Annotated in this window: 26 protein-coding genes; 12 read left to right on the top strand and 14 right to left on the bottom strand. The window is 61.5% G+C overall.

The features are described from left to right. Positions 1 to 6 precede the first annotated feature (6 nt). The 3 genes from coxB to J0M27_RS04220 all read right to left on the bottom strand — a co-directional run bounded on the left by coxB (position 7) and on the right by J0M27_RS04220 (position 2,421). Positions 7 to 813 carry a cytochrome c oxidase subunit II gene (coxB, locus tag J0M27_RS04230; RefSeq protein ID WP_294987785.1) on the bottom strand — a complete coding sequence of 269 codons (807 nt, stop codon included), beginning with the start codon at positions 811 to 813 and terminating at the stop codon, positions 7 to 9. Further along, positions 806 to 1,573, bottom strand: coding sequence for an SCO family protein (locus J0M27_RS04225; RefSeq protein ID WP_294987783.1), 768 nt, complete (start codon positions 1,571 to 1,573; stop codon positions 806 to 808). Before J0M27_RS04225 ends, coxB begins: the two co-directional genes overlap by 8 nt. An 86-nt stretch (positions 1,574 to 1,659) precedes the next feature. Further along, positions 1,660 to 2,421 (bottom strand): heme-copper oxidase subunit III, encoded by a 762-nt coding sequence (locus J0M27_RS04220; RefSeq protein ID WP_294987782.1) that lies wholly within the window; start codon positions 2,419 to 2,421, stop codon positions 1,660 to 1,662. 157 nt (positions 2,422 to 2,578) lie between these two features. Here J0M27_RS04220 and J0M27_RS04215 point away from each other — a divergent pair, with 157 nt between their 5' ends. Beyond that, the gene (locus J0M27_RS04215; protein ID WP_294987780.1) at positions 2,579 to 3,250 is read left to right on the top strand and encodes a c-type cytochrome; all 672 of its coding nucleotides are present in this window, start codon (positions 2,579 to 2,581) and stop codon (positions 3,248 to 3,250) included. An 85-nt stretch (positions 3,251 to 3,335) separates the two neighbouring features. Here J0M27_RS04215 and mpl read toward each other — a convergent pair whose 3' ends face one another. Next, the gene (mpl, locus tag J0M27_RS04210; protein ID WP_294987778.1) at positions 3,336 to 4,685 is read right to left on the bottom strand and encodes a UDP-N-acetylmuramate:L-alanyl-gamma-D-glutamyl-meso-diaminopimelate ligase; all 1,350 of its coding nucleotides are present in this window, start codon (positions 4,683 to 4,685) and stop codon (positions 3,336 to 3,338) included. 120 nt (positions 4,686 to 4,805) lie between these two features. On the opposite strand from mpl, the gene J0M27_RS04205 reads away from it, so the two are divergent. Genes J0M27_RS04205 through J0M27_RS04165 form a run of 9 tightly spaced genes read left to right on the top strand, consistent with a single transcriptional unit; the run spans position 4,806 to position 11,678 of the window. After that, the gene (locus J0M27_RS04205; protein ID WP_294987776.1) at positions 4,806 to 5,396 is read left to right on the top strand and encodes a nucleotidyltransferase; all 591 of its coding nucleotides are present in this window, start codon (positions 4,806 to 4,808) and stop codon (positions 5,394 to 5,396) included. Then, entirely contained in the window at positions 5,393 to 5,938 is a 546-nt protein-coding gene (locus J0M27_RS04200; protein WP_294987774.1) for a TlpA disulfide reductase family protein, read from the top strand. The genes J0M27_RS04205 and J0M27_RS04200 overlap by 4 nt, the downstream gene beginning before the upstream one ends. 37 nt (positions 5,939 to 5,975) lie before the next feature. Beyond that, positions 5,976 to 6,467, top strand: coding sequence for a type II 3-dehydroquinate dehydratase (gene aroQ / locus J0M27_RS04195; RefSeq protein ID WP_294987772.1), 492 nt, complete (start codon positions 5,976 to 5,978; stop codon positions 6,465 to 6,467). A 50-nt stretch (positions 6,468 to 6,517) separates the two neighbouring features. Beyond that, positions 6,518 to 6,970 (top strand): acetyl-CoA carboxylase biotin carboxyl carrier protein, encoded by a 453-nt coding sequence (gene accB, locus J0M27_RS04190; RefSeq protein WP_294987770.1) that lies wholly within the window; start codon positions 6,518 to 6,520, stop codon positions 6,968 to 6,970. Between the two features lie 2 nt (positions 6,971 to 6,972). After that, the gene (gene accC, locus J0M27_RS04185) at positions 6,973 to 8,337 is read left to right on the top strand and encodes an acetyl-CoA carboxylase biotin carboxylase subunit (RefSeq protein ID WP_294987768.1); all 1,365 of its coding nucleotides are present in this window, start codon (positions 6,973 to 6,975) and stop codon (positions 8,335 to 8,337) included. A gap of 4 nt (positions 8,338 to 8,341) precedes the next feature. Further along, on the top strand, positions 8,342 to 9,241 hold the full coding sequence (gene prmA, locus J0M27_RS04180; protein ID WP_294987766.1) for a 50S ribosomal protein L11 methyltransferase: 900 nt from the start codon (positions 8,342 to 8,344) through the stop codon (positions 9,239 to 9,241). Further along, on the top strand, positions 9,235 to 10,230 hold the full coding sequence (locus J0M27_RS04175) for a DUF3426 domain-containing protein (protein ID WP_294987763.1): 996 nt from the start codon (positions 9,235 to 9,237) through the stop codon (positions 10,228 to 10,230). Before prmA ends, J0M27_RS04175 begins: the two co-directional genes overlap by 7 nt. Before the next feature lie 15 nt (positions 10,231 to 10,245). After that, positions 10,246 to 11,181, top strand: coding sequence for a carbohydrate kinase family protein (locus tag J0M27_RS04170; protein WP_294987762.1), 936 nt, complete (start codon positions 10,246 to 10,248; stop codon positions 11,179 to 11,181). Positions 11,182 to 11,216: 35 nt separating this feature from the next. Further along, the gene (locus J0M27_RS04165) at positions 11,217 to 11,678 is read left to right on the top strand and encodes a glycine zipper 2TM domain-containing protein (RefSeq protein WP_294987760.1); all 462 of its coding nucleotides are present in this window, start codon (positions 11,217 to 11,219) and stop codon (positions 11,676 to 11,678) included. 26 nt (positions 11,679 to 11,704) lie between these two features. On the opposite strand, the gene J0M27_RS04160 is transcribed toward J0M27_RS04165, so the two are convergent. After that, on the bottom strand, positions 11,705 to 12,541 hold the full coding sequence (locus J0M27_RS04160) for a symmetrical bis(5'-nucleosyl)-tetraphosphatase (protein WP_294987758.1): 837 nt from the start codon (positions 12,539 to 12,541) through the stop codon (positions 11,705 to 11,707). A gap of 16 nt (positions 12,542 to 12,557) precedes the next feature. Between J0M27_RS04160 and J0M27_RS04155 the strand changes: the two genes are divergently transcribed. Continuing rightward, a complete protein-coding gene (locus J0M27_RS04155) occupies positions 12,558 to 13,643 on the top strand; it encodes a glycosyltransferase family 9 protein (protein WP_294987756.1) in 1,086 nt (361 codons plus the stop codon). Here J0M27_RS04155 and J0M27_RS04150 read toward each other — a convergent pair. From J0M27_RS04150 to J0M27_RS04125, 6 genes are all read right to left on the bottom strand, one after another. Next, the gene (locus J0M27_RS04150; protein WP_294987754.1) at positions 13,603 to 15,423 is read right to left on the bottom strand and encodes a nucleoside-diphosphate sugar epimerase/dehydratase; all 1,821 of its coding nucleotides are present in this window, start codon (positions 15,421 to 15,423) and stop codon (positions 13,603 to 13,605) included. The two genes, J0M27_RS04155 and J0M27_RS04150, sit on opposite strands and share 41 nt — an antisense overlap. Next, positions 15,420 to 16,406, bottom strand: coding sequence for a glycosyltransferase family 4 protein (locus J0M27_RS04145; RefSeq protein ID WP_294987752.1), 987 nt, complete (start codon positions 16,404 to 16,406; stop codon positions 15,420 to 15,422). Before J0M27_RS04145 ends, J0M27_RS04150 begins: the two co-directional genes overlap by 4 nt. A gap of 52 nt (positions 16,407 to 16,458) precedes the next feature. Continuing rightward, a complete protein-coding gene (locus tag J0M27_RS04140; RefSeq protein ID WP_294987750.1) occupies positions 16,459 to 17,625 on the bottom strand; it encodes a glycosyltransferase in 1,167 nt (388 codons plus the stop codon). Positions 17,626 to 17,783: 158 nt separating this feature from the next. Then, positions 17,784 to 18,854, bottom strand: a complete 1,071-nt coding sequence (locus J0M27_RS04135) for a glycosyltransferase (protein ID WP_294987748.1) — start codon at positions 18,852 to 18,854, stop codon at positions 17,784 to 17,786. A gap of 10 nt (positions 18,855 to 18,864) precedes the next feature. After that, positions 18,865 to 19,758 (bottom strand): glycosyltransferase family 2 protein, encoded by an 894-nt coding sequence (locus J0M27_RS04130; protein ID WP_294987747.1) that lies wholly within the window; start codon positions 19,756 to 19,758, stop codon positions 18,865 to 18,867. Positions 19,759 to 19,935: 177 nt separating this feature from the next. Next, positions 19,936 to 20,922, bottom strand: coding sequence for a polysaccharide biosynthesis protein (locus J0M27_RS04125; protein WP_294987894.1), 987 nt, complete (start codon positions 20,920 to 20,922; stop codon positions 19,936 to 19,938). Between the two features lie 231 nt (positions 20,923 to 21,153). On the opposite strand from J0M27_RS04125, the gene J0M27_RS04120 reads away from it, so the two are divergent. After that, positions 21,154 to 22,191, top strand: coding sequence for an IS630 family transposase (locus J0M27_RS04120; RefSeq protein ID WP_294987746.1), 1,038 nt, complete (start codon positions 21,154 to 21,156; stop codon positions 22,189 to 22,191). Positions 22,192 to 22,247: 56 nt separating this feature from the next. Here the strand turns inward: J0M27_RS04120 and J0M27_RS04115 are convergent, their stop codons facing one another. The 3 genes from J0M27_RS04115 to J0M27_RS04105 form a co-directional block, all read right to left on the bottom strand. Further along, positions 22,248 to 23,195, bottom strand: coding sequence for an NAD(P)-dependent oxidoreductase (locus J0M27_RS04115; protein ID WP_294987743.1), 948 nt, complete (start codon positions 23,193 to 23,195; stop codon positions 22,248 to 22,250). A 16-nt stretch (positions 23,196 to 23,211) separates the two neighbouring features. Further along, on the bottom strand, positions 23,212 to 25,089 hold the full coding sequence (locus J0M27_RS04110) for a TIGR04326 family surface carbohydrate biosynthesis protein (protein ID WP_294987741.1): 1,878 nt from the start codon (positions 25,087 to 25,089) through the stop codon (positions 23,212 to 23,214). 72 nt (positions 25,090 to 25,161) lie between these two features. Further along, on the bottom strand, positions 25,162 to 25,923 hold the full coding sequence (locus tag J0M27_RS04105) for a class I SAM-dependent methyltransferase (RefSeq protein WP_294987740.1): 762 nt from the start codon (positions 25,921 to 25,923) through the stop codon (positions 25,162 to 25,164). Positions 25,924 to 25,937 lie beyond the last annotated feature (14 nt).

Genomic DNA, 25,937 nt, shown 5'->3' with positions numbered 1-25,937 from the left:
TCTCCCTCAGGTCTTCTTGGGCTTGGCGGCCGGCGCGCCAGCCTTAGCCGGTACAGCCGGTGCTTCCGTCGTCGCAGCGGCGGCAAGCATGGTTTCCTCCTGCTTCATCCATGCGGCGTATTCGTCGGTCGACTTGACGATGACGCGACCGGCCATGTAGCTGTGCATCACTCCGCAGTATTCGGCACAGGTCACAAGGTGCTCGCCCGGCTTGGTCGGATGGAACCACAGGTAGGTGACCCGACCCGGCATCGAATCCTCCTTGACGCGGAAATCGGGAATGTAATGGCTGTGCAGCGTATCGCGGCTGGTCATGCGCAACATCACCGGCTTGCCGGCGGGAACGATCAGTTCGTTCTGGGTACGGACCCCGTTGGGATAGGTGTAATCCCAGCTGTACATTCCCGATTCGAGCTTGACCTCGAGGCGGTCGGCGGGAACGTCGCGGTAGTGGTTCCACAGCACCCAGCCGTTGGCCGCGGTATAGAGGTCGATCGAAAGAAAAATAAATATGGGGAGGACGGTCCAACCGACGGCGGATGCCGGCGACAGCTTCGGTGAAGCACCCACCTGGTTGTCGGCCGTGCGCCGCGAGGAAAACATGAACCAGGCGGTAACCACGGCGAACAGGATGCCGATGATCGTGATATCGACGATCACCTCGTGCCAAAGGCTGTCCCAACCGCGTGCCGGGTCGTTGATCTTCGACGCGGCGGATTGTGCCGGCCCGGCCGCCCATGAGGAGGCAGCAAGGGCAAACCCGAAGGCCGCGACCGATGTGCGTCGGAGGATGGCTACCAGTTGTTTATGCATTCCTTGCTTCCCCTTTCTTTCCTTCGATTCCATTTCCCTGCCTGCGAGACATGCGCCGACGGTAGATCAATGCCCCGGATCCGATCGACACCAGACCGAGGAGCAGCGAACCAATGCCGGCCAGCAGCGAGTAATTCCATTGATACCTGCCCTCGGCATAGTTGTAGCTGAAGCAGGCACCGGTAAATATGTCGAACACCGCCGTCGAATTGGAAATGCGCTCCCAATCGGCGTCGGTGATCGCCAGTTCAATCGTTCTTGCATCCATCCGCGTGCCGTAGATATAGCGGGCAACGCGTCCCTCGGGCGTCAGAAACACAAGCACGTTCGGATGCAGAAACGCCTTTGCCGCATCCGACCAGAAGAAGCGAAACCCCACCTCCCCGGCAAACTTCTCGACGCCACCGGCGTCAGATCCGGACTGCAGCACCGCGTGCCGCCATCCGTCCTTCATCGCCGCCGGCACACCCGCCGACTTGACCATGAAGTCCTGCGCCGTCGCCACCGTGTCGCGCTTGTCGAAGGATACCGTCAGCACCCGGAAATCCTTGCCAAGCTTGAAACGCTCGACCTTCTCCAACACCTTGGCCAGTTCCGCGTTCATGGTCGGACAGGTACCGTCGCAACCGTAATACGACAACAGCAGGATCAGCGGCTTGCCCATCATGTCCGCAACCCGGAAGTGCCGCCCCTCCGTGTCGGTCAACCATGTTTCCCTCTGCAGCCGATTCCCCAGAAAGCGCGGTTCGTCGATTTGCATGATCGACGCATCCGGCGCGCTGTTCCGCGTCGGCTCGCTGACCGCCAAGGCGCCGCCGCTGGCGCTCCAGACAGCCGCTGCCGCAACTACCAGTAATAGATTTGTGATACGACGAAGAACCAAATGATGTCAACAAAATGCCAGTAAAGGCCGGCGGTGCGCATGAACCCCTCGTCGATGTCGTCACCGCGCATAACCGAGGGCAGACCCGCCATGAAAATCGCCAGGCCGACCACGACGTGCGATCCATGCAGACCGGTGACCGAGAAGAATATGGTGCTGAAGGCATTGGTGCTGATGGTGAAGCCGGCACCGATCAGATGCGACCACTCGTAGATCGACATGCCGAGGAAGGTGGCGCCAAGGATCATGGTCAGCAGGTACCAGATGCGAAACCCGCCTTTGTTGCCCACATGCAAAAGGTGCTCGGCGTAGTGGATCGTCAGCGAAGACGACACCAGAACAAAGGTCATCACCAGCGGCAATACCTTGGGCAGGGTCACGTTTCCTGCCGGCGGCCAGACCTCGACGTGCAACTTGGTGTACCAGTAGGCGACGAAGAAAGAAATGAAAATCATCGCTTCGGCCAGGATGAACCAGCCCATCGCACCGTAGGACAGGCCTTCGCCCTTGCCCATCGCCTCGCTGGTCCAGCCCGCGACTCCCGCGATGATCAGCGGAAACGCCAGGCCCAGGGTCAGGATCGCGGCAAAGCTGGCGTGGTAGACGAAGTGCAGGGAAAACGCTAGCGCCAGGAACAGAATTCCGAAGCTGATGACGAATGGCCAGACACTGGTATCCCAGTGGGCGTGAGCGTGTGCATCCCCGTGATGGGCTTCGTGCGCCATTGTTCCCCCTTGTATTCCGATGCCGGCAGCCGCAGAAATATCTTCGGGATAGTTGCCAGTTTAGAAATGTTAAAACATAATTGACCTAAATCAACAGCGCCGGATTATTTCAAGGTTCGGGCATTTTCGCAACCCGATTCAAGGGGAATCAAGAAAAATGACTATCACGCACGTGCTTGCCGCGCTTGTCTGCGCGACTCTGGCTAGCGTCTCCGTAGCCGCGGCAAAGCCTGGCGGCAACGCGGCCGCCGGCCAGCAAAAAGCTGGGGCTTGCGGGGCCTGTCATGGAGCCGATGGCAACAGCCCGCCGGAAATCTTCGCCGCGCTGAAAGCACCCAAGCTCGCCGGTCAGGTCCCGGAGTACATCACCAAGTCGCTACACGATTTCAAGGCCGGCCGGCGCAGCAACGAGGTGATGAGCCCGCAGGCGCAGGCCGTGGCGGAAGTCGATATTGCCGATATCGCAGCATGGTTCTCCAGCCAAAAGGTGCAGCCCAACAAGGCACAGAGCGCCGAACTGCTGGCCCAGGGCGAGAAGATTTTCTTCAAGGGCAAGGGGCGTCCCGATGTTATCGCCGCGTGCGTCGGCTGCCACGGCCTGAACGGCATCGGCAACCGCGACTGGGCGAAGACCATGTCCAGGGTTCCTGCCGTGCTGGCTCCGGCCATCGGCGGCCAGCATGCCGGCTACCTCGGCGACCAGCTGAAGGCCTACAAGTCGGGCAAGCGCGCCACCGACCCGGGCCGGGTCATGCGCGACATCGCCGGTCGCATGGATGAAAAGGACATTCTGGCCGTTGCCGAGTACATCTCGACGCTCGGCCGGTAAGCACGACCCATCAACGGAAAAGGCCTGCGGCGAATCGCAGGCCTTTTTTGCTTTGGCGATACTGAACTTCCGCCGTCGAGCCAATTCAGTTCGCCAAGCCGGCGAGCAATCTGTCGTGTACCCCGCCGAACCCACCGTTGCTCATCACCAGTACCTGATCGCCCTCGCGGGCCTCGGCGACCACGGCAGCAACCAGCCCGGACAGATCATCGAACACCTGAGCCCGTCCACCAAGCGGGGCCAACGCCGCCGTCGCATCCCAGCCCAGATTGCTGGCAAAGCAATAGGTCGCGTCGGCCTCTGCGAGGCTTTCGGGCAATTGTGCCTTCATCGAACCCAGCTTCATGGTGTTCGAACGCGGCTCCAGCACGGCCAGGATCCGTGCGCGACCGACACGCTGGCGCAGACCTTCAAGCGTGACGCGGATCGCCGTCGGATGGTGGGCGAAATCATCGATCACGGTGACGCCGCGCACGGTGCCACGCACTTCCAGTCTCCGTTTTATGCCGCTGAAGCTCTCCAGCGCCTTGAGCGCCACCGCCACCGGCACCCCAGCGTGGCGCGCGGCAACCACCGCCGCCACGGCATTGGCGCGGTTGTGTGCGCCGGCCAGTTCAAACCGCCCGAGCCGGCCTTGCACCTGTCCGGCAAGGCTCAGGGCAAAGCCCCTGTCGGCATTCGGCTCTCCCGCCTGCCAGCCCTCATCGCCGTTGAACCAGTCAACCGGAGTCCAGCAACCGCGCGACAGGACACGCCTCAGGGACTCCTCCCCGGCATTCGCGACGATCCGGCCATTTCCCGGCAAGGTGCGCACGAGATGATGAAATTGCGTTTCAATGGCACCAAGATCGGCGAAGATGTCAGCGTGATCGAACTCAAGGTTGTTGAGGACCACTGTCCTCGGCTGGTAATGGATGAACTTTGAACGCTTGTCGCAAAAAGCCGTATCGTACTCGTCGGCTTCGATGACGAAGAAGGGCGAATCGGTCAATCGTGCGGATACGCCGAACCCCTGCGGTACCCCACCGACCAGGAAGGATGGATTGAGTTCGGCCTCTTCCAGTATCCAGGTCAGCAACGCCGTCGTCGTAGTCTTGCCGTGCGTCCCCGCAACGCCAAGCACCCAGCGTCCGCGCAGGATGTTCTGGGCCAGCCACTGGGGCCCTGAGACATATGCCAGGTTGTGCTCGAGGATGGCTTCGAGCAGCAGATTGCCGCGTGATATCGCATTGCCGACGACGAAAAGGTCCGGCTCCAGCGCCAGTTGCCCTGCATCGTAGCCGGCCACCAGGTCGATCTCGTGCTCACCCAGTTGCGTGCTCATCGGCGGATAGACGTTGGCGTCGCAACCCGTGACGCGATGGCCTGCGGCGCGGGCCAGCAGTGCGATGCCGCCCATGAACGTGCCGCAGATACCGAGGATATGAATGTGCATGTCGCGCGCGATTTGCCGGAATCAATGGAATAATGAGGCGAATTCTATCCCGCAGGGGATGCCGTCCGCAGCCCCGCAGGCGGCCGACACAACCCGCCAGCCGCTTTTGCCGATCCCGCCATGCCACGCCGCAAGCCTGCCCCATCCCCGTCCATTACCCTGCGCCGCTCCATTGCCGCCGCCGCCGCGCGCCTAATGGCGGAAGAGGGGATCGGCGACTATGGCTCGGCCAAGCGCAAGGCGGCGCGCAGCTTGGGAGCCGGAGACAGCGAGGCGCTGCCGACCAACGAGGAAGTGGAAACGGAATTGCGCGCCTGGCAGTCGCTGTTTCAGGAAGACGAGCAGCGCGAGCGATTGTACGACCTGCGCAGCACTGCCTTGGAGGTGATGGAGTTGCTCGCCGACTTCAATCCCTACCTGACCGGGAGTGCGCTCGACGGCACGGCCGGTCGCTACTCCGCCGTGGAGATCGACCTGTTCGCGGATAGCAGCAAAGATGTCGAGATCGCCCTCCTATCTCATGGCATCTCCTACGATACGATGCCTAACAAACGGATTGGCATTGATGCCCAGCTACGTTTGGAGTGGAACGAGCTACCGATACTCATATCCGTTTTCCCACCCCTGGACGAAAGGCAGCAAGGCGGACGCGGACGGCTCCGGGCGCGGGCATCGGCAGTCGCAGATCTGTTGCGGGAGGCAGCGAAGTGAAACACCGGGCATTCTGGCCGGCGGTGATCGGGTTCGCTCTGATTGTTGCGTTCATGACCTATCGTGCCCTCGTGCCACTCAAAGTGACCGAGCCGACCTCCCCCGTTCCGGCGGTCTCCGTGGCGGCGCTTTCTGAGCTTTCGCTGACCGACACAAATGGACAAATGCAGAACCTTCGACAATGGCAGGGGAAGATTCTGGTGATCAACTACTGGGCCACCTGGTGCCAGCCCTGCCGCGAGGAGATGCCTGGATTTTCCCGCTTACAGGAGAAATATCGCGCCAACGGCGTTCAATTTGTAGGAATCAGTACGGATGATGCCGACAAAATCGTGGATTTTCAGAAATCAACCCTGGTTAGCTACCCTTTGCTGATCGGCAACATGGCGGTCATGACCAGCAGTGCGGCACTCGGCAATACCAGGCAGGGCCTGCCATTTACGGCGGTGTTTGACCGCCGGGGCGGGCTCGTGATGACCAAGTTGGGGCGCTGGAGTGAAGCCGACCTGGAGCCGAAGTTGGCGGAACTCGTAGCTCGATAGTGGACAAACTGCAGGCATTTGCGGCAAACTTGCGGTCATGACGAAGCGAAATAACAGTAAAGCAGGCACCACCGCCGGCTCCGATGACGCTGTTCTGGTCTTGCACGGGCCCAACCTCAACCTGTTGGGCAGCCGGGAACCCGACATCTATGGACATACTACGCTGGCCAGCATCCATAAGGCGATGGAAGCGCGCGCCCGCGCCTTCGGCGTCCGCCTCGAAAGTTTCCAGAGCAACCATGAAGGCGAACTGATCGACCGGGTCCAGTCGGCCCGCGAACAAGGCATCCGTTTCATCATCATCAACCCGGCCGGCTATACCCATACCAGCGTAGCCCTGCGCGATGCGCTGGCGGCGGTCGCGATTCCCTTCATCGAGGTACACCTCTCGAACGTGCATGCGCGGGAGCCTTTCCGCCAGCATTCGTATTTTTCCGATATCGCCGTCGGCGTGATCGCGGGCCTCGACGCCCAAGGTTACGAACTGGCGCTGGAAGCCGCGTTGAGCCGCCTGCGCGCCGCGTCCTGATTCATCTTAATCGGCGGCCACGGCCGCCAATCCCTGTTTGAGGAGTCCCCATGGACCTGAGAAAACTCAAGACCCTGATCGATCTCGTGCAGAACTCCGGCATTTCGGAGCTCGAGATCACCGAAGGTGAAGAACGAATCCGCATCGCCAAGCACCTCACCGCCGCCCCGGCGTCCGCCATGGTCAGCATGCCGACACCCGTTGCCGCCCACGCTGCCGTCGCGCCAGCGCCGACCCTTGCCGCCGAGCCGATTCCTGCACCGTCCGAAGGACACGTCATGAAAGCTCCCATGGTGGGCACCTTCTATCGTGCCAGCAGCCCGGACGCGTCACCCTTCGTGGAGGTCGGCCAGACCGTCAAGGCCGGCGACACCCTGTGCGTGATCGAGGCGATGAAATTGATGAACGAAATCGAAGCCGACATTTCCGGCGTCATCAAGGCGATCCAGGTCGAAAATGGCCAGGCGGTGGAGTACGGACAGCCCATGTTTGTGATCGGCTAAGCATGTTCGGCAAGGTTCTAATAGCCAACCGGGGAGAGATCGCCCTGCGCATCCTGCGTGCCTGCCGCGAACTCGGCGTGCGCACGGTCGCCGTGCATTCCGAAGCCGACACCGAGGCCAAATACGTCAAGCTCGCCGACGAATCGGTGTGCATCGGGCCGGCTCCGTCGGGCCAGAGCTACCTCAACATTCCTGCCATCATTTCCGCCGCCGAGGTCACCGATGCCGAGGCGATACACCCCGGCTACGGCTTTCTGTCGGAGAACGCCGATTTCGGCGAACGGGTCGAGAAATCCGGCTTTGCCTTCATCGGTCCGCGCCCGGAAACCATCCGCCTGATGGGCGACAAGGTCAGCGCAAAGAATGCCATGAAGGAGGCCGGGGTGCCCTGCGTGCCCGGGTCCGAGGGCGCACTACCCGACGACCCGAAGGAAATCGTCAAGATCGGCCGCGCGGTTGGCTACCCGGTGATCATCAAGGCCGCCGGCGGCGGCGGCGGGCGCGGCATGCGCGTGGTGCATACCGAGGCCGCCCTGCTCAACGCGGTCAATATGACCCGCGCCGAGGCCGGCGCCGCCTTCAACAATCCCACCGTCTACATGGAGAAGTTCCTCGAAAATCCGCGCCATGTGGAAATCCAGGTGCTCTCCGACGCCTACCGCAACTCCGTCTACCTGGGCGAACGCGACTGCTCGATGCAGCGCCGGCACCAGAAGGTGATCGAGGAGGCACCTGCGCCCGACATCAACCGCCGCGTCATCGCCCGTGTCGGCGACCGCTGCGCCGAAGCCTGCCGCCGCATCAATTACCGCGGCGCGGGAACCTTCGAGTTCCTCTACGAAAACGGCGAGTTCTATTTCATCGAGATGAACACGCGGGTCCAGGTCGAGCATCCGGTGACGGAGCTGATCACGGGGATCGACATCGTCCAGGCGCAGATCCGGATCGCCGCCGGCGAGAAGCTCTGGTTCAAGCAACGCGATATCGAAATCCGCGGCCACGCCGTCGAATGCCGCATCAATGCCGAGGACCCGTTCAAGTTCACGCCATCGCCGGGCAAGATCATCAACTGGCATCCGCCCGGCGGCCCGGGCATCCGGGTGGACTCTCACGCCTATTCCGGCTACACGGTTCCGCCTCACTACGACTCGATGATAGGGAAAGTGATCGCTTACGGCGACACGCGCGAGCAGGCCATCAAGCGGATGCGGATCGCCCTTTCCGAGATGATGGTGGACGGCATCAAGACCAACATCCCGCTACACCAGGATCTGATGCTGGACCAGCGATTCATCAAGGGTGGCACCAGCATCCACTACCTCGAAGAAAAGCTCGCCGCGCGCAACGACGCCAGCAAGGGGAAGTAGTTCCATGTGGGTCAGCGTCACCCTGGAGACCGACGCCGCGCATGCGGACACGCTCTCGGATGCCCTGATGGCGGCCGGTGCCATTTCCGTGAGCGTCGAGGATGCGCGGGCCGGTACCGATCTGGAGACGCCTCAATTCGGCGAACCCGATGCGTCCGGCGGCGGGCCGGCCACCCCGCTCTGGAGCGAAAGCAGGGTGGTGGCCTTGTTCGATCCGAGCGAAGACCTGATCGGGCGCATCGCCGCAGCGACGGTGGCGGCGGGCATCGACAACCTGCCCGAAATCGAGCTCGACGAGGTAGCGGAACAGGACTGGGTGCGACTGACCCAGGCCCAGTTCGATCCCATCCGGGTCAATGAGCGCCTGTGGATCGTACCGTCGTGGCACGCCGCGCCCGACACCTCCGCGATCAACCTGGTACTCGATCCAGGCCTGGCCTTCGGCACCGGCTCGCACCCGACCACCTTCCTCTGTCTGCAATGGCTTTGCGACACGCTATGCGGCGGGGAGACAGTGCTTGATTACGGCTGCGGTTCCGGCATCCTCGGCATCGCGGCGGCGAGGCTAGGCGCGGCCTCGGTGCTGGGCGTCGATATCGACGACAATGCGCTGATCGCGGCGCGCGACAATGCCGCCAACAACAGGGTGACGCTTGCCTTGCGCCATTCCCGGGAAAAACTCGACGAACAGTTCGACATCGTGGTCGCCAATATTCTTACCAACCCCCTCTGCGTGCTGGCGCCGCTGCTCGCCGGACGAATCGCGCCCGGCGGCCGTATCGCGCTGGCGGGCGTGCTGGCGCTCCAGGCCGACCAGGTGATTGCCGCCTATGCGCCGCTGGTCGCGTTGCGCGTCGGCGCCGAACGCGAGGGATGGGTGAGGCTGGAGGGTACGCGGTGCTGACGCGCTGCCCGGCCTGCGACACGCGCTTTCGCGTCACCGCCGAACAGATCAAGGCGCGCTTCGGCCGCGTGCGTTGCGGTGCCTGCCAGCATGCCTTCAATGCGCTCGACAGCCTGATCGAGGAGCCGCTGCTGGTGCACCCCGCCCCTCCTTTGGCGGCGCGCGGCGCGGCGGCCGCCAATTCCGGGCCGGAGCTTGCCGTCTCGCCAACGCCGACTTTTGTGGATGACCTCGCGCCGGCACCCGACGCCGAGCAAGGCGTTTCCGGCTTCGAGCCGCTACAAGCCGATCAGCTGCCCGGTGGTGCCGATGCGTTCACCGAAACAGGCGCCGCGGCCGACACTTCACACGGCTTGGTCGCCCCCGTGGCCCGCGAATTACCTGAAGCAATCGCACCTGTCGAAGCGGACATGGCGCCGCCAGATCCACCCGAAGCCGAAACCGTCGATGCCGGTGAGGCCGCAACCGAGCCCGAGGGGCAGGAGCGGGAAGATATCGTTTCCGAACCGCCGCCACGACGCTGGCCGTGGATAGCCGGCAGCCTGTTCGCCACGCTGCTGCTCGGACTGCAGGCCGCACTCGCGTTTCGAACCGAACTCGCCGTAGTGTGGCCGGAGGCAAGGCCGGCACTGGTTTCCCTGTGCGATCTGGCCGCTTGCGAAGTCGGCCTGCCGGCCAAGGTCGGGCTGGTCGGAATCGAAGCCTCAGACCTGCATCCCGACACCGAAACCAAGGGCCTCCTCACCCTGACTGCGACCCTGAAGAATCGCGCGCCTTTCGCCCAGGAGTTCCCCCATCTCGAACTGACGTTGACCGACACGGCCGACAAGCCCGTGGCGCGCAAGGTGCTTGCTCCGGCCAATTACCTGCCACCGCGTTCTTCCACCGTCGATGGCATGCCACCCAACGCGGACATCGCCGTCAACGTACGCGTGGATACCGGCGAAATGGCCGCCAGCGGCTACCGGCTCTACCTCTTTTATCCCTGACCCCCGAAAGCCCGAATGAAAACACTTATCTGCGGTTCGATGGCCTACGACACCATCATGGTCTTCGGCGATCGCTTCAAGAACCACATCCTGCCCGAGCAGATCCACATCCTCAACGTCGCCTTCCTGGTGCCCGACATGCGGCGCGAGTTCGGCGGCTGTGCCGGCAACATCGCCTACTCGCTGCGCCTGCTCGGCGATGAGCCGCTGATCATGGCGACGGTCGGCGACGATAGTGCGCCTTACATGCATCGCCTCAAGCAGCTCGGCCTCGATGCCACCCACGTCAGGGACGTGCCGGGCAGCTTCACCGCCCAGGCCTTCATCACCACCGACCTCGACGACAACCAGATCACCGCCTTCCACCCGGGGGCGATGACGCAGTCACACCAAAACAAGGTAACGGACGCCCGTGGTGTCGGACTCGGCATCGTATCGCCCGACGGCCGCGACGGCATGCTGCAGCATGCGCGCGAATTCAGGGACGCCGGCGTTCCCTTCGTCTTCGATCCGGGCCAGGGCCTGCCGATGTTCAATGGCGACGAACTCATGGACTTCCTGAAACTCGCCGACTACTGCACGGTCAATGACTACGAAGCCAAGCTATTGACCGAACGCACCGGGCGCTCGCTGGAGCAACTGGCCGGCGAGGTAAAAGCGCTGATAGTTACGCTGGGCGGCAGCGGATCGCACATCTACGCCGAGGGTCGCCGCATCGAGATTCCGACGGCGCCACCGCAGTCGCTGGTGGATCCGACCGGTTGCGGCGATGCGTATCGCGCCGGCTTGCTGCACGGCATCGGCAAGGGCTGGGCTTGGGAAAAGACCGGACGGCTGGCGTCCCTGATGGGATCGATCAAGATCGCCCATCGCGGCGGCCAGAACCACAAGCTGACCGCCGCCGAGATTGCGGCGCGGTATCGCGCGGCCTTTGGCGAAGACCTCTGGTAGGCGCCACGGGCAGCTGCCATGACATGGAGATGCAGATGAATCGGAAACGAATACTCGTTGTCGCGTCGATGATCTCGGGCACGGTGTTTCTCGCCGCTTGCGCCGGTAGCCAGTCGGGCTCGGCCTACTCGCGTTCGCAAACGCGCGGCGAAATGCAGGTGCGCATGGGCATCGTCGAATCGGTGCGCACCGTGACCATCGAAGGCACACAGTCGGGCGTCGGTGCCGGTGCGGGCGCCATCGTCGGCGGCGTCGCCGGCAGCAACCTAGGACATGGCAAGGGCTCCACCGTCGGTTCGGTACTCGGCGCGGTGGCCGGCGGCGTCGCCGGCCAGGTCATCGAGGAAAAGGCCAGCAGGAAAGACGGCCTCGAAATCACCATAAGACTCGATAGCGGAAAGATCATCGCCGTGACACAGGAAGCCGACGAACAGTTCCGCGCCGGTGAAAAGGTGCGGGTCCTGTCCGGCAGCGGCGTCACGCGCGTTTCGCACTGACGGCGCGGCCACGCCGGGCGACGGAATCAGTCCCAGCCCGAAGGCTTGGCCTGTTGCGGGCAGGGCTGGCGAAACACGCGGCGATCCTCCAGCCGCACCGCCGTGAGGCAACCGCCCCAGAGGCATCCGGTGTCGAGCGCCAGAACATTGTCCTCGTCGCGATAACCCAGCGCCGACCAGTGGCCGCAAATGACGCGATGATCGCGGCTGGCTCGGCCCGGAGCGGCAAACCAGGGCACGCACCCGACCGGCCCCTTGTCCGGGGGGGCCTTGGCGCCCGTCGCGCGGAACTCCATGGCGCCGGCTACGGTAACGTAACGCATGCGCGTCATCGCGTTCACCACCACGCGCAAGCGATCCCAGCCGGCAAGGTCGTCGCGCCAGGCAGGCGGCTCCGAACCCCACATATGGGCCAGGAAATCACGATAGTCGTCAGCTTGCAGCGCCGCCGACGCCTCGTCGGAAAGCGCCTGCGCCTGCGCCACCGACCACCCCGGCAACAGGCCGGCATGCACCATCGCCCAGTCGCCTTCGACATGGAATAGCGGCTGCGCCCGCAGCCAGGCGAGCAGTTCGGCACGATCCGGAGCGGCCAGCACGTCGCGAAAAGTATCCTCGGCGCTGGCCTTGCCATAGCCCTCGGACTGCATCACCAGGTGCAGGTCGTGGTTGCCCAGCACCACCGTCGCCGCAGCGCCCAGCGACTTGACCAAGCGCAGCACCTGCAGGGACTGTGGCCCGCGATTGACCAGGTCGCCGACCAGCCAGATGCGGTCGGCGGCCGGATCGAAGCTGATATAGTCGAGCAGGCGCCCGAGCGGGTCGTAACATCCCTGCACATCGCCGATTGCATATGTAGCCATAGCCGGCGAGTTTACCTTGAGCCTAGCCCCCCCCCGAAAAATCCTCGTCATTCGCCGCGACAATATCGGCGACCTGGTATGCACCACGCCGCTGATCGCCGCCCTGCGCCAGCGCTTCCCCGACGCATGGCTCGGCGCCCTGGTCAACAGTTACAACGCGCCGGTGCTGGACGGCAACCCGGACCTCGACGAAGTCTTCGTCTATACCAAGGCAAAGCACCGGGCCGGCGGCGATTCGCTGCCGGGCATCCTGTGGCGGCGACTGCAAATGATGCGAGGGCTGCGCGCGATGCGAATCGACGACATCATCATCGCCACCACGACGCCGCAACCACGGGTGGTCCGGCTCGCGCGCTGGCTCGCGCCGCAACGCGTCATCGGCTTCGGCGCGGTCGACGGGCTGGATCTCGCACTGCCACTCGACGATGCCGGCCGTCATGAAGTCGAGGACGTGTTTCGTGTCGCAGCCGTGTATGGCATCGAAGGCGGACCGCCGGCCTGTCGCGTCATCGCGGCAAACGCCGTAGCGCCGGCGACCGAAGGAAGTCCCTGTGGGGCGCCGACTTTTCGCCCCGGCGCCGCCGGCTGCCCGACCATAGGCATCCACATCAGCGCGCGCAAGCCTTCGCAGCGCTGGCCGGCCGAACGCTTCGCGGAATTGATCAACATGCTCGCCGCTCCGGGCTCGCCACGTTTCATGCTGTTGTGGTCGCCCGGCGACAAGGACAACCCGCTGCACCCAGGGGATGACGCCAAGGCACGGGAGGTACTTGGATTAGTCGGCGCCCCACAGGGACTTCCTTTGGTCGCCGGCGCCAAGGTGGATGCACGCCCGACGCAAACCCTGCCCGAACTGATCGCCGCGCTGGCCGAATGCGATGCCCTGATCTGCGCCGATGGCGGCGCCATGCACCTCGCCGCCGGCCTCGGCCTGCCCATCGTCTGCCTGTTCGGCAACTCGGGTGCGGCACGCTGGCGCCCGTGGGGCGTGCCCTATCGGGTGCTGCAGAAACCTTCGCTGGAAGTAGGCGACATCACGGTGGCGGAAGCCGTGGCCGCCTTCAATGCGTTGCGGGCCGATATTCCTGCACCCAGCGCCTGAGCCCGGCCTTCACCTCGTCCTCGGCGCGCCACGACGCCGCCAGCCAGGCTTCGAGCTCGGCGAGCCATTTGTCATCGGGCAGCGCCGAGGGCTTGGCGATGCGCAGTTTGGGATGCGGCGTGGGCAGGGTCGCCTCGCCGTCGGCGAGCAGTTCCTCGTAGAGCTTCTCGCCGGGACGCAAGCCGGTGAATTCGACCTTGATGTCGTCCTCGCTGAATCCGGAAAGACGGATCATGTCGCGCGCCAGGTCGACGATGCGCACCGGTTCGCCCATGTCGAGCACGAAGACGCGTCCGCCTTCGGCTTCGCTGGCCGCCATCAGGCCCGCCTGCAGCACCAGTTGCGCCGCCTCCGGAATCAGCATGAAGTAGCGAATGATCTCCGGATGGGTCACGGTCACCGGACCACCGCGGGCGATCTGTTCCCGAAAGCGCGGAATCACGCTGCCCGACGAGCCCAGCACATTGCCGAAGCGGACCATGACGAAGCGGGTCGCCGAGCGTTGCGCCTGCACCGCCTGGCACACCATTTCGGCGAGGCGCTTGCTGGCACCCATGACATTCGTCGGGTTGACCGCCTTGTCGGTGGAAATCAGCACGAACTCCCCGACGCCGCTGGCCAGCGCGGCACGCGCGACATTGAGGGTGCCCTGCACATTGTTCTTCACCGCTTCCCAGGCATTGGCGCATTCCATCAGCGGCACGTGCTTGTAGGCCGCGGCGTGGAACACCACATCCGGCCGGTACTCCGCAAACACCGCATCCATGCGCGCCACGTCCTTCACGTCGCCCACCACGCAGGCCACCGGCTGTCCGGTGAATTCCTGTTCGATGCTGTAGAGCGCAAACTCCGACTGTTCGACAAAAACCAGCAGGCGCGGCCGGAAGCGGTCGATCTGCCGGCACAGCTCGGAACCGATGGAACCGCCGGCGCCGGTCACCAGCACGGTCTTGTCCTCCAGCAGCCGATGCAGGCCGGCTTCGTCGAGTTCGATGCGGTCGCGACCGAGCAGATCTTCGAGCTCGACCTTGCGAATCGCGGAGATCGCGACACGGCCGGTGAGCAGATCATCGAGCGAGGGCACGGTCAGAACCGCCAATCCCGCCATTGCGGCCAGTTCGGTCGCATGGCGCCGCTCGGCGGCGGATGCCGAAGGCATGGCAATGATGGCGTGCAGCGCTTCGGCGCGCTGCGCGTGCTCCGCGATGGACGCGATGCCGCCGAGGATAGGCACGTCGCCCAAGTGGCGGCCGGTCAGGGCCGAACCCGCATCGACCAGACCGACGACGCGCCAGATCCGGCTCGTTTCAAGTTCCTTGATCAGGCGCATCGCCGTATCGCCAGCGCCGACTATCAGGACCGGTGTTCCCACGCCAGTGCGACGCAGGAAGAAATGTCCGTCCTTCCAGGCGCGGTAGGTAAAGCGCACGCCACCCATCAACAGCACCAGCAGCAGCGGTTCAAGAATGAAGACCGAACGCGGCACCTGGTTCAGTTGCTGTGCCATCACCAGCGCCGCCGGTGAGGCTAGTGCGGCAACCCCGCACGCGATCAGGATCCGCTTCAGGTCCGAGACACTGGCAAAGCGCCAGAGTCCCCGATACAGGCCGAAGGCATACAGGACGACACCTTGCACCACGACCACCACTCCGAGCGATGACCACATTGCCCGATTGAAGTCGGCCGGAATGTCCAGGTTGAACCGCAACCAGAAAGCACCTAGCCAGGCGAACACGACCATCGTCAAGTCATGAAGGAAAATCATCGCGCCGCGATTCATGCCTGCCCTCCGCGACACATCGCGCCGTACTTCCATTTCCTGTCGACCCAGACAATCAAGCCCCCATATCCGGCAGCCCATGCCACCAGCGTGAAAGCCTGAATCCCATGCTCCGCTCGCAACAATGCCAGCGCCGATCCGCTGCAAGCCAGCATGAGCGCATACTCCGCCAGAGCGAGTTTCCGGTGTGACCATCCGCATTGCACCAGCTTCTGGTAGCCGTGTTCTCGATGCGCCCGCCATACGCGCTCGCGGCGCAACGCCCGCCGGATCAGGGTCACGCTCGCATCGACCACGAACGGGGAAAAAACAAGAAACGGAAACCATGCGTTCCAGGCACCCATCTGCCAGCCTTCCAAACCCAGGACTGCGGCAAGAAATCCCAGGGAAATGGAACCGGCATCCCCAAGAAATATCCTCGCAGGCGAGAAATTGAAGGCCAGGAAAGCCAGAGCGCCGCCCACGACACACATCGAGAACTGCGCGGTGGGAAGGTCGCCGGCCTGAAACGCGGCAATGGCGTAGGCGCCGAACCCGAACGCTGCCATTCCCCCGGCAAGGCCATCGGAGCCATCCATGAAGTTGAAGAGGTTGGTCATCCACGCAATAGCCAAGGTCGCCAGGAGCAACCCGAGCACGCCGACCACGCCGACCTCTGCGGCTGCCAGCCCCGACAGCAGGAGATGTGCGAGGAATCTCAGCGCAACAGGCAACCCGAACCGGTCATCGGCAAACGAGATGATCACCAGCATTCCGGCAAGGCCAACCAGCATCGCATTGCCGGTCAGCCCGAGTGCCCCCAGCAATACCCACGGCATCATCAACACGCCCCCCACCCGGGGAACCGGCAGCGAATGCAGAGATCTGTCGTTCGGCACATCGACGGCAAGGTACCAGGCCCATCCACGACGCAGGCTGACGCCCAGCGCCAAAAGCGAAAATGCGAACACGGCTGCAAACCAGACGATTTCCGGCCTCAACATGGAATAATTCGCCGTTTTGTGTCCCGCATTGCCGCGACCTGTCGCAGATCGATCATGCTCTTAGTTCCGCCTTGTAGAAGTCCATCCAAGCTGTTGTCACCGCCACATCCGAAAAATCGCTCCTGACCCGCATCGCACCCCGCTCGCCCAGTCGACAACGAACGGTGCTGTCGACAAGCAGGGACTCCAAGACCAACAGCAGTTCATCGGTATCGCCCTTGGTGACCAGTACCCCGGTTTCCCCTTCCTGCACCGCGTCGCTGACGCCATCGATGCGATAGGCGACCGACGGTATCCCGCATGCCGCAGCCTCGATGACCACCATGCCGAATCCTTCGCGGTAGCTCGGCAGAACCAGAAAGTCGGCGGATGCCATGTACTTTTCAGGTTCAAAACTTGGTCCGGTCCAGCGGATCCGGTCGGCACAGGATTTTGCGAGCGTTCGTAACTCAGCCGACAGCCCTTCCTCGTCGGGTCCGACCACCCACAGTGCCGCCGCCGGATGCCGCATTGAAAGTTGCACGAAGGCCCTGACCAAGTCAAAGACTCCCTTGTCGCGGGCAATGCGCCCGACAAACAACAAGACACAGGCGTCGTCGGCTACAGCCAGTTCCTTTCGGGTTTTTTTGCGGGTGGCCGGGTCCGGGCAAAAGCGCGCAGTGTCAACACCGCATACCGAACCCTGGCCGAGCACGGAAACGCCTTTCTTCAATGCGATTCCTTCCGCCTCCAGAAACTTGCATTGCGACGCGCTGTCAGCAAGAACGTGGGTTGCGGCCCAGGCAATCACGCAATCGATCCATTTGAACAGCATCCGCGTCAGGCCGGTTCGATTCGCCCAGATCTGGCCAGTGAATGTGTGGAATCGCCGAGGGATGCCGACCGCCTTTGCGGCCAGCATGCCCAGCAAGCCACCTTTGGGTGTCATGCTGTGGACCGAATCGAAACGCTCGCGGTGAAACAGCGCGATCAGTCGCAAAAGTACGTGCAGATCGCTTAGCGGGGCAAACTTTCGCCGAATGCCGATATTCAGGATCCGAACCCTGGGATCAATGGCTTTCGAAAGGGGATAGTCCCCGGTATTTACGCAAAGCGAGACGCGATACCGTTCTGCCAGGGCCTTGAGGTGTCCAAGCAGGAAGGCATTGACTGCGAATGGCGTGGTCACCACGAAGCAGACGTTCTTCACCAGGGTGACAGTAGACGGATCAGCGCTCATCAGGCAGGGATTCGATGCGGGGTACCAGCGATCCGGCGAATGGATGAAAACTCATCCGCCAATTATCCCCGATGGCGCGTAGTCAATGTGGCAATTGCCGCAAGGGCCCGGCATCGGACCCAAAGGGAAAGCTGCGCTTAAGGTTACGGCGAATCCGGCTATCTCGCCCCAGATCCCTTGCCGGCAATACTGTTGATAAGAGTCTCCGGGGCAAGCACCGTGAGGTGTTGCTCTTGAATGCCGAGGAATCTTTTTACCGCCCTAGCTATCGATAGTGCGGACTCGGGGTCGAAAGTCTCTACCGGGTCGAGAATCTCCCGAACGTAGTCGCGTTCACAGGCAATCACCGGAAGGCCGTTTTCACGGGCTTCCAGGAGCGGCAAGCCGAAGGACTCACACAACGACGGAAAAATCATCGCTTCCGAGGCAAGCAATTGATCCAGTACCTGCTGATGCGAGAGCAATCCAAGATTGGTCGCGCGAATCCCGCTGATATTCCGAGCCTGTTCCAGATGCGCCAACAGTTGCTCGAATCTGGGATCGATGGTCAGCAGCAGAACGGGACAAATCCCTTGCTTTGCCAGAATTACCCAAGCATCGATCAGCAGGGCATGGTTCTTGTGAGGCGTACCCAGGGCAGGGTAGAAAAAGCCCATCCTCGCGTTTGAATCGACCGGGGTCGAAACAGCTCTCAGGTTCTCTAGGTCGGCAAAGGGCATCACGCTGATCGAACCGCCATCCAGCGAGAACTCCTTGCACAGGAGATCCTTGACAAGGCGGGACTGGACGAAAATGCGGTCGACCCTGGCTATCCTCGCCCTGATCCAGAAGCCCTCGACGGAAAGCTTCACTAGTGACCTGAGTCCGCCGATGTACTTCCTGAACGCCTTGAAATAGAGCACGGTCTGGTAGTAAAGAACGACTTCCGCTGCACACGGAAAAAGCGGGGGAATGCTACCCAGGCACAGTAGCGTTGAACCGCTGTTCTTCGCGGCAAGCCTGGAAATGGCCCACTCGGACCACAGGCGCGAACCCACCGTCGCTGCAACACCGCGTATGGTAACCCGTTTGTCATCGACCAAACCCTCAAGGAGCGTCCGGTCGAAACGCTGGTCCAGAAACACGGTTGAGTGCAAATTGCTTTCCGGTGCACATATCGACTTCAGGATGCTGAGCAGCAGGTACCTGGCGCCGCTTTCGTGAATATTGTTGGCCTGGATGATCAGCATCGCCGGTGCTTCAATCCGATAGCCGCTTCGGGCCGGACTTCGTCTCGCCAGGCGATGCGGGGTCGCCGCCGAGTTTCCCTGCGATCCACAAATAGCCATACCTGAAGAGCAGCAGAAAATAGTACAAATACATGCGTCCGGCGGCTCTGCGCGAAAGCTTCATGTAGTAGCGGCGCACAACGAAATCGCGGTAGGTTTCCCTCAGGAAGGCGGCAGGGGGTCTCCGCAACGGCGGCGAAACTTCGAGACAGCAGCTCGCCCGAGGCTCGATCAGCAGGCGCACCCCCTTCCTCACCAGCAGATGGGAATGGATCATGTCTTCGCAATACGCCTTGCCGCCAAAAGGAAAATAGTTTTCCAGCACCAGATTGGCTTTGTGGTGCATGACGCACCCTCCAGCGAGCCACTCGACATCCAATGGTCCATCGGCACAGCCTTCCGGAACGATACCGATCGGGGAACCAGATTTCAGGATGGTTCCCTCGCGATAACCCTCTTTGCCGTTCATCAGCCAGTTGTATATGCGCCTCGGCAGACCGTCTCCATGACGGATCCGGTAGACGGACTCGCGGGACTCAAGTTCGAGCAAGTTCGGGGCAACAGCCGCGCCTGGAAACCGCTGCAATGTTGCCTGCAAGTTCGCGACACACTCATGGTCGAGCAGGATATCGTCGTCCAACTGCATGACGAATGGTCCTTCTGCATGCTTGAACCCTTCGACGCGCTGCGCCACTTGCCCGCGAACCATGGTCTGCAGAATCCGGACATTGGAAAACCCGAAACCGATATCGCGCGACGCTTCCGGGAGTGGAATACAAATCAGGATTTCAGCCGGGACAACCGAGCCGCGATTCAGGGTCTCGATGGTTCCCTTCAGGGTTGGCCCCCCGAGCGTTGCGATCACGACTGAGACTCCCGCCGCAGGGGAAGCAACAGGGCCGTTCGTCATGGGCACGCCCACCAATTCCGCACCGCGCGACGGTTCCCGACCCACCCCGCCCATCTGCTTCCCGAAGGTCGCATCGAATCCTGAACAGCAATGCCCATGTCCTTTTTTCGCCAAACCAACAGCGACCTGAATCTACGCAAGCTCGTTCTTGATGTATTCCAGGCTCAGCAACAACCTCTTGACCCGTCCGACGTCCAGTCTCTCCGTATTGTGCGACGTGTAGTCGTCGAGTTCGGAAATCTTTTGCTCGCCGTCGTTGCAGTATATGTTGTAGTTGAGGTCGCGATTGTCCGCCGGGATCCGGAAATAGGGCCCCCTGTCGTCTGCTCGCGCCATTTCCTCGCGCGAAACAAGTGTTTCGTAAAGCTTCTCGCCATGGCGGGTGCCAATTACCTGAATCGGGTTGTTCATGTCGAACAGTTCGCGCAACGCCTGTGCCAAGTCCGCCACGGTCGAAGCCGGTGACTTCTGAACGAAGATGTCACCTTGCTCGCCGTTCTCGAAAGCGTGCAGCACGAGGTCGACCGATTCGTCCAGGGACATCAGGAAGCGCGTCATCTTGGGGTCGGTCACTGTCAGCGGCTTGTTGGCCTTCAGTTGCGAGACGAAGAGCGGAATTACCGATCCACGCGAGGCCATGACATTTCCGTAGCGGGTCGCACAGAAGACGGTTTCCCCTTCGTTCTGCATCCGGGCTTTCGCAATCATGAACTTCTCCATCAACGCCTTGGAAAGGCCAAGCGCATTGATCGGATAAACAGCCTTGTCCGTGCTCAGCACCACGACACGTTCCACACCGTTTGCAATCGCGGCATTCATGACATGCTCGGCGCCGATCACATTGGTCTGAACGGCTTGATAGGGATAGAACTCGCAAGAAGGAACCTGCTTCAGCGCGGCCGCGTGAAAAACATAGTGCACACCCTTCATTGCCTGATTGATGCTGTCGTAATTGCGGATGTCGCCGATGCAGAACCTCAGCTTGCTGTCATTGAGGGCAATGCGCATCTCTTCCTGTTTCTTCTCGTCACGACTGAAAATTCGAATCTCGCGGACATCAGATGAAAGAAAGCGCTTGAGGACCGTGTTGCCGAACGATCCTGTGCCGCCGGTAATCATCAGCACTTTGTTCTTGAACATGTTTCCAGACCCTTTGAATAAGGCAGCCTATGCCCCGGCGCCGCACGTCCTGTCAATCCGGAGAGCGAGATTGATGCTACCAGTTTCATGCAGACCCGGCCGCAATTGCATGGGCTCCTCCAACCCCTGATTAAAAAAGACCCGAATTGACACCTATTGACTCGGCACGATAATACTTGAATTATTGGTGATCGACCTCATGTACGTTGCATGGAAAAAGACGACGCAAGATATTCGACGCTGGAGCAGTTGCACGAGCGGCGCAAGCAGGTCGTGCGATTGCATCGCAAGGGCTATGGCGTGATGCAAATCGTAGAGCTCAGCGGGCTGTCGTACCCGGCGGTACGCGGTGCGATTGATTTGTATGAAGAAGGCGGAATGGCGGCGATCAAGCCGGCAACGCGAGGTAAGCGTGTCGGTCAAGGACGCACGCTGACCGATGAGCAGGAACGCTGCATCCGGCAGATCATCTGCGACAAGCGCCCTGAGCAGTTGAAGATGGAATTCGCACTCTGGTCTCGTGCAGCAGTCATGCAGTTGATCGAGCGTGAATATGGCATCAAGCTGTCGGTGCGCGGCGTTGGCAACTATCTGTCACGCTGGGGCTTTACCCCGCAGAAGCCCATCAAGAAAGCCTACGAGCAACGGCCTGAGGCGGTACAGGCATGGCTGGACGAGCAGTATCCAGACATTGAAAGCCGCGCCAAGGCTGAGGGCGCCGAGATTCACTGGGGTGACGAGACGGCACTGGTCAATACCGACGTGCGTGGCCGTTGCTACGCCCCGGCGGGCAAGACGCCGGTCGCCTATGTGGTCGGCGGCACCCGGCAGAAGCTCTCGATGATTGCCACCGTCACAAACCAGGGGAAGACGCGCTGGATGATCATTGACGAAGCCTTCAACTCTGACCAGCTGATTGAGTTTCTGGCAGCACTGATCAAAGATGCCGGCAAGAAGGTGTTTCTGATCCTGGATAACCTGCGGGTGCATCACAGCAAACCCGTCAAGGCATGGGTGGCAGAGCGCCAGGACAAGATCGAACTCTTCTACCTGCCCAGTTACAGCCCCGAACTGAATCCCGAGGAGCGCCTCAATGCCGACCTCAAGCACGCGATGGGGACAAAGGTTCCGGCGCGAACGAAGGCCAAGTTGAAAACCGCTGCCACCGAGCACATGATCAAACTCGAACAATCACCTGCGCGTGTCATGAGCTTCTTCCAAGATCCACGCGTCAAATATGCCGCGTGAGACTTCAAACTTCATCTGGCCGGATCAATAGCGGAACGTGCGGAAGCCCGACCGTGCTACCTGGAGTCCAGACCGGATGCTTCGCTGACCGCCGCCAATAGCTCAATCCTGCGCCCTTGTCGCTCCTGGCGGTGAAGGGCGGAAAAATAGGAGTCCAGACTTCCGAGAGGCACTCCCAGGCAATTCCTGGTCTTGGCATTTGCCAACGACATGTCACCCGGACGTTTCGCTCGCAATTGCGCGAGGCCCATTTGACTGCGCCGGACCAGCTCGGCGGGCAATTCGAAACGTTCTGCCAGCCGCCGGCCGAATTCGTACTTGGATACTCTTTCGTCACCCACAATATTGAAAATTCCCGATGCCCCGCCCTCCGCAAGTTTGTGCGCGGTCAACGCCAGTGTGTCTGCAAGAATCGGAGTGAAATGGACATCGTCAAAGAGCGGGATGCTCTTGCCTACGCGCAGGCTCGCTAGTATCCAGTCACTAAATGACTGACGACCCACATGTCCCCAGCCAAAGAAGTTGGTGCGCACGACCAGGGCACCGGAGCAGACTGCCTGAACCAGGGATTCACCCAGAAATTTGCTGCGCGCGTACTCGTTGAGTGGACAGGGCGTATCCGACTCGGTACGCAGTCCCCGGTCGCCGGCAAAGAGGTGATCGGTGGATATATGAATCAGCTTGCATTCGGTGCGACTGGCGATCGTTGCCACGTTGCTTGCCAGCTGAGCGTTTACCAGGGTCGCCAGTCGCGGATCGGCCTCGCAGCGATCCACGTCGGTCAATCCAGCTGTATGGACAATCAGATCCGGTGCCATTTGACTGATTTGCGCCTGGAGACGCGCTTCGTCATCCAGATCGAGCTGGCAGCAAGTGACCCGGTCCAGTTTGACCGGATGAAGATGGGTTCCAAGAACGACATCCCATTCGGTCCGCATGGCACAAGCCCAATTGGTGGCAAGCAGGCCGCTTCCGCCGGTAAGCAGGACTTTCCGCTTTGTCATTTCGGCCTTACCTGCCTCACTCTGTCGCAAGGACTCTGTCCCACCGCGGCATTCCCTGGTCCAGCCAGAAAAACTCATGCGGTGCCGGAACAGTCGTCGGATGCCGAGCCGTGTCCAGGGCCGTTGCCAGATCCGTTGGGGTGCCCACAAACCTTACGCCTTCCACTCCACGCAGCGGGCTGTGGTTGAAATCCCCGTCATCCAGAAAAACGAGCACTGGTAACCCGGCGAGCAAGGCCTCCAGGCCGGCGGACGTGGTGTTGCTCGAAAACACCAGGTCGCAACTCTGCAACACCTCGGCCAGCGCGCCACGGGACATCTCAAATGGAAGAGACGGATAGTCCTGCTGCCGGATCCGGCTCACCGGGTGTGGCTTGAAGACAATGGAGACCTCAGTGCCGCACTGGCGCAGCGCTTCGTCCATGCAGGAAAACATCTTCAGCGTTTGCCTTTCGGTGAAATCGCCTAGAAGCAAAACCTTCATTTGCCTCCCGTTGTCCGCAACAACGAGGCCGTTCCGACGGGAACTTCCGGTTCCGGGCTGTGCCAGATATTGAAAGCGCAATGCCTCGACGTCGACAAACCGGCCTGGCAAGGCACCGCCGGCATCGGCAAACGCTTTCCGTGCCATCGGACCATTGACGGCCAGATGATCCGGCAAGGGTTTCGGGTATTCCGTACGCAACCCAAGGGTGCGCGGATCATCAAAATTGTTCAAGTGCCAGAACACGACGGTGGCGTGCGGCACGCCGATGATCCGGCCATGGGCATGCCGGCGCCAGGCGTTCAGCATTGCGCATTCCCAACCCTGATTTTCCCAAAGGTACAGGCCAGTTTCTTGGTGCGGAATGTCCCTGAATGCCGCATCGAACAACTCGACCCACAGACAGTTGCCGAATGCCGCGGGGCCTCGCAATGAGGCCCACCAGTCGGTCCTCAGCAAGGGCCACAGACTGGCAGCCGAACCTTCTGGCGTGAAAGCCCCGGCAACATTGCGCAAACGAAGCGAAATCGCGAAGAGGTGGAACCACTTGCACAGAGCCCGGCCGGCGATACCCCAGGACAAATAGCTTTCCAGAAGGCTGTGGCACCCCTGATTGACGGCATCGCGATTGAACAGATTCAGCCACTTCGCTCTCGTTCCATCATCGGCGCCATCGGGACTGCGCAAATAGTGGTGGATCCAGTTCGCATGTCGCCCGCTTTGCTTGAGGTAGTCTGGCATGCTTCCCCACTGGTTCGAATGAAACTGCCCTGCACCGCAGGCGGCAACGTCCAGATCAAAGAAATACGAGCAGAAAAAGATCGCCTTCTGATCGGAGAACCAATGCGGTCGTTCCAGGTTGCGCAATGACCAGTTGCTCGCCAGATGCCTCAGACTGAGGAGACCTTGAACCACCTGCGGCAATGACGAATAAATTGCACGGAGTGACCATTTGCCTTTTTCCCGGCCGGCCGGATGCCTCGCGAAGCCAACCCCCAACTTGTTGCAAAGGTTTCCGATTGCCTCCGAGAGATCCCGTTCCGCACAGTAAAGAATAAGTCCTGACGGCCGGCATTCGATCAACATTTCCTCCAGCGCCATCAGCCGCAGGCAATCGTAGAGCCGCGGCGACTTGAAGGGACTTTTTTCCGCCAGGCGTGTCATCCACCAGAAGCTGAAACCGTCGCCGAAATCGAGATGTCCGGCGATGGACTTGCCGCTTACTCGTCGCTCACCCAACTCATGGATAAACCTGAGATATGCCGCCCGCAGACGCTGGGCGTTTGCCTCGAGGTAGCGCGGCACCGACTGCGTCCCGACACCTTGGGCATAGCCCTGCCAATGAAGCACATCACCAATGCCCGCAGGCGGGTCGCCTGGAAGGGCCCAGACGACGACTGGAACGCTCACCGCACTGAACCCCTGCCGGGAATGCCGGGTATCGAGCTTTCGGCACCACCCGAACGAAAGCAACAACCGCGATCAGGCCGCCGGCCCTGCACCAATCGAATCCACTATTTCTGCCGGAAGATCCAGCACCAGTGCCGATGCTGCGGCATTGCCATCTGCCCGTTTCCGGATGGAAAAGGCTGCAAAACACAGTTTCTGAAAGGGCGTAACCGCCGTAGCCGAAGGCGAGCCCCAGTAGCCGACAGCGTGAATCGATGTCGGGTTGAAGCTGCGCAATATATGGATAAGCTCCCCGGCGTTCAGCACGACATAAGCGGCGCGCTCCCCCTCCAGGCTTCCGTCGCAGTTGATGTACTGGTACGACCTTTCCATGTCGCCGCAGCCCTCGCCGATTGTGAGACGGAAAGTCGCGACCAGACTCCCGCCCTCGGCGACGTGGCTCCAGGCGGTGGCCAGCATGTCTGAAAACTGCACGTTCCAGTCCACGCAACTCAAGGAAAAAACCACGTCGTAGGAGGTGTCGCGCAGCACGCCACGGCTGAGTTCCAGGATATCGCCACAGTAAATTTCCGCTGCGGGGTTCATCATCCGCCCCGCCTCGACAGCAAGCGCATTGATCTCTACGCCCGTATAGCGCTCTACTCCGAAGCGATCGCGCAATGCAAGGCCCAATCCACCGCATCCGCATCCTATGTCAAGGATGCGATGATGCCTGCCCGGCGCCAACTGACCGATGATTGCGCGTTCGGAGTCATAGAACTGCTCCCAGGCAATGCGATGCGACTTGAAATAGCGTGCAAGCTGGTCGGTCTGATAGGCAATGTTGCTTTTCATCGGTGGATACGTGG

Source organism: Sulfuritalea sp., from assembly GCF_017302275.1.
Classification (GTDB): domain Bacteria; phylum Pseudomonadota; class Gammaproteobacteria; order Burkholderiales; family Rhodocyclaceae; genus Sulfuritalea.
The sequence above is the reverse complement of the archived record's forward strand: the minus strand, read 5'-3'. Positions and strand labels throughout refer to the sequence as shown.